We start from the raw sequence: 3,753 nt of genomic DNA on the forward strand, positions 1-3,753 counted from the left end.
CATTGCTACGTCTCTACTTTGTTTTCTCTCAATTTGTGTTCTAAAAAGTATTGAACGATATGATGTTGGAAGTGAAAAAAGTCCTTAAATGCTGCTAATCCAAGTTATTGTGTGTGTCTTACTAGTAATTATCGTGGGTACTTGGTTATCGCGGAGTGCCGATATGATTGCTGAAAAGACAGGTTTAGGACGTAGTTGGGTAGGTGCTATTTTACTTGCTGGTGCCACTTCCTTGCCAGAGTTGGCAGTTGGTATCAGCGCAGTAGTTGTATTTAACGCGCCGGATTTGGCAGCTGGTGGTATATTTGGCAGTTGCTTGTTTAACCTGTTTATTTTAGCGTTGTTAGATATTGTGACTGGTCCAGATCCATTGTTGCGACGAGCGCAAATTAGCCATGTTCTAGCAGCAGGGTTGGGATCTATATTGCTCGGTATTGCAGCAGTTGGGATCTTGCTAGCTCAAAGAAACAACAATTTTATCCTCGGCTGGGTTGGTATGCCTAGCATCGTGTTGCTTGTACTGTATTTAGTTAGCGCCCGCATCATTGCTAAATTTGAGTTACGACGTCGTGCAGAAGTATTGGAACAGGAAGTGGAAGTTTTTCAATACGAACATATCAGCCGCCAGCAATCATATCTAATGTTTGCTTTGCTAGCATTGGCGATTGTGGTATTGGGAGTGTGGCTTGCATCATTGGGCGATCGCATTGCCACAGTCACAGGCTTAGGTCAAAGTTTTATTGGAGCATTATTACTAGCAGCCACTACCTCATTACCGGAAGTCGTTACCGGAGTCGCAGCAGTTCGACTTAATGCAGTCGATTTAGCAGTATCAAATATATTTGGCTCGAATATTTTTAATATGGGTATCTTAAGTATCTATGACCTAACTTACTTACAAGGGGATTTGTGGTCAAACATCAGTTCTGTGCATATCTTCACTGCGATTGTAGCAATGATGATGACTTCAGTGGCGATCGTTGGGCTGATTTACCGCGCTGCACGTCCGTCCAGAATATATATTACCTGGGATGGAATGACATTGATCTTGCTATACGTTAGCGGAATGTATGTTATTTATCGCAGTTAATTGGGCATCCTCATTTTTACCGCGGAGTAGCTGTAGGATTGGTAGTTTTTTCTTTAGCTCGATTATCGGCAGCTTGTTTAAATAATGGTTCAATTTTATTGCGCCAATATTCAATATTAGGTAATTTTTCTGGCTGATCTTTGTAAGCCAAAACTTTATCCCATTGCCCATTATCCAGTGCCTTATTTATATCATTGAATAAAGCTTCTGATTTTTTCCAATCTTGCTGCCATTGGGTAATCATTTCTGCTGTTTCTTTAAAATCAGACGCATTTAAAGGTATAGATTTCAGAAGTGCGATCGCCCTGTCTAAATCTCCGGCTTCATACTCCTGTTTCGCTGCTTCTAAAAGTTCGGCAGCACTTTGATGAGAATTTTTATTTTGTGTTTTCTCTGAATCTAATTTGAGTGATAATGAAGGTTCGGATACTTCTGCTGGTGAAGTTTGTACATCAACAACAGGTTTTGATCTGGGAAGCGGACGACTAGCAATTACAGTATTATCATCTACTGTTTTGACTGTTAGACCTCTGTCTCGCAAACAAGCAACCCATTCTTCTTGATTTTTAATAACATCCCCATATATCCAAGCGGAATTTTTGGGGTCGATTTTTACTTCTACCCAACCGCGTTTTGTCCGCTTGCCGGTGACTTCTAACTTCTTGCCACTGCTAACAGTTTCTAGGATATTACCATTGGCGATCGCACTGGGTTGATAACGGAGATTGGCTTTGTTAGCCCCAATCTCAACAAAGCAGTTATTTGCACTAGCGTCATTACTCCCAGAAAAACTAGTAGTGAAATTTTGGACATTTTTGACTACAGCTGGGGCGACAGCCGCCGCACTACCTGCTAAAACCACCAGAATACACAGCTGTAGTAAATCAGGGCTATGAGAACCTCTGGGAATAGCCGTATGCTGGGGGGCTACTGGTTTTTTTAAAACTGCATGATTTACAGGTGCAACAGCGAGAGTTTTTTGCTGAGACTGAACCGATGGAGATTTGATCAGTTGGTAGCTAGAATTTCTGGGGTTGGCTACAGGCTGAGAATGCATACCAAGAGAATGCAATGCTTGCAGTGCTTCTGTGGCAGTTTGGTAGCGATCTTTAAAATGATAGCGTACCATCTTGTTTAACACTGCTGCGAAATTTTGGTTGACAGGTACTAAATCCTGCCAAAGAATTTCGCCCGTATGAGTATCCTCTTGTAAATCTATTGGTGCTACTCCCGTCAGCGCTTGAATAGCAATAATACCCAAAGCATAAATATCACTGTTAGGACGGGGTTTACCTTGCCCTTGTTCTGTAGGCATGTAACCAGGAGTGCCGATCGCCACTGTGGCTGAGAAGCCCCCACCACCGAATGCTGGGGCATATTCGGAAGCAGAACGTAACTTTTTGACAGCGCCAAAGTCTACTAAAACTAATTTATTGTCAGAGGCACGACGTATGATGTTGTCTGGCTTGATATCGCGGTGAATTACCCCTTGGCTGTGAACAAATTCCAGGATACTCAAAACTTCTATTAATAAATCAATCACTTCGCTCTCAGTCCAAGTTTCATCAGGAACTAGTTCATCATTTAGAGGATGTCCTTCAATAAATTCTTGTACCAAATAAAATTCTTGATTCTCGTCAAAATAAGCCAATAGCCTGGGTATTTGGTCATGATTGCCCAGTTTTTCTAAGGTTTCGGCTTCACTGTGAAACAGTCGCTTGGCAGTGTCAAATAATGAAGGATCGGTGCTGAGTGGCTTGAGATGCTTAACCACGCAAACAGGATTACCCGGACGTTTTGTATCTTCGGCAATGTAGGTTTCTCCAAATCCCCCTGTTGCCAAAACGCGGATAACTTGGTATCGATGGTCTAGTAACTTGCCAATCATATTCCCTTTCCTCCCCAGTGTTAACACCCAGTTTTGCTGAATGGTAATAAATATCTCCAACTTTTCATCGATAAAATCCGCTATCTTGAGAAAAGATTTGCACGTAAAAAACTGCTTTTGAACAGATACCCATTGTTAATTTATTTTTCAATAACATTTTTTAGTACCCATGCCGCCTAAAATAACCAACTCAGTCGCCTGGCAGCAGGCTGAACTCCTCATGCAACCTGCTTTCATTCGCGTTGTTGATAACATTCGCAAGCTGCTTGATCTATCTGATTGGAAAGGAACTTACCAGGATGTACTGATTTGGCCCCCAGAAACCACAGAAGACACAAAAGCAGTGGTTACGAAGCTTCTGCAAGAACTAGAAGCTGCAACGCCAGACAAAGCTGTGGAAATCAGGGAAACACTAGCTCATCTGCCAATTCCCCATCCAGGATATCATTTGTGCTTGCAGCGTCAAGAGCAAGAAGTTAGCGTAGATTTATGGGAATTATGTTATCAAGTTTGTTTCCTTGATTACAATCTGCCCAACAATGATGTAGTTGAGATTGATACTAGTTTAATTGATGAGATGGGTGATGTGGATTGGCAACGTTTAGATAACAAAGCCAAGCAGTTAGTTGAACAGGTGTTTGCTTCTTTACCAGAGAATTAAGGGGTAACACCATATTATACCATTTTGGATTTTAGATTTTGGATTGGGAATTACTTTACGTGTCTGGATTCTATCAATCGATACTGTCGCATTCTTTTTTCAAACTGGTATCAT

At 41.6% G+C, this 3,753-nt stretch carries 3 protein-coding genes; 2 read left to right on the forward strand and 1 reads right to left on the reverse strand.

The window, feature by feature from the left end:
- Nucleotides 1–88: 88 nt before the first annotated feature.
- On the forward strand, nucleotides 89–1,090 hold the full coding sequence (locus UYK_RS0116835) for a sodium:calcium antiporter (protein WP_016871808.1): 1,002 nt from the start codon (nucleotides 89–91) through the stop codon (nucleotides 1,088–1,090).
- A gap of 16 nt (nucleotides 1,091–1,106) precedes the next feature.
- On the opposite strand, the gene UYK_RS0116840 is transcribed toward UYK_RS0116835, so the two are convergent.
- Entirely contained in the window at nucleotides 1,107–2,978 is a 1,872-nt protein-coding gene (locus UYK_RS0116840; protein WP_016871809.1) for a serine/threonine-protein kinase, read from the reverse strand.
- Between the two features lie 169 nt (nucleotides 2,979–3,147).
- Here UYK_RS0116840 and UYK_RS0116845 point away from each other — a divergent pair, with 169 nt between their 5' ends.
- On the forward strand, nucleotides 3,148–3,639 hold the full coding sequence (locus UYK_RS0116845) for a hypothetical protein (protein ID WP_009459150.1): 492 nt from the start codon (nucleotides 3,148–3,150) through the stop codon (nucleotides 3,637–3,639).
- Nucleotides 3,640–3,753: the final 114 nt, after the last annotated feature.

Origin of the sequence: Fischerella thermalis PCC 7521 (genome assembly GCF_000317225.1) — a bacterium.
GTDB classification, from domain to species: domain Bacteria; phylum Cyanobacteriota; class Cyanobacteriia; order Cyanobacteriales; family Nostocaceae; genus Fischerella; species Fischerella thermalis.

Bases quoted from the DNA above. Each gene is read 5' to 3' on its own strand.
- UYK_RS0116845 (WP_009459150.1), top strand. From the start codon at position 3,148: ATGCCGCCTAAAATAACCAACTCAGTCGCCTGGCAGCAGGCTGAACTC.
- UYK_RS0116835 (WP_016871808.1), top strand. From the start codon at position 89: ATGCTGCTAATCCAAGTTATTGTGTGTGTCTTACTAGTAATTATCGTG.
- UYK_RS0116840 (WP_016871809.1), bottom strand. From the start codon at position 2,978: ATGATTGGCAAGTTACTAGACCATCGATACCAAGTTATCCGCGTTTTG.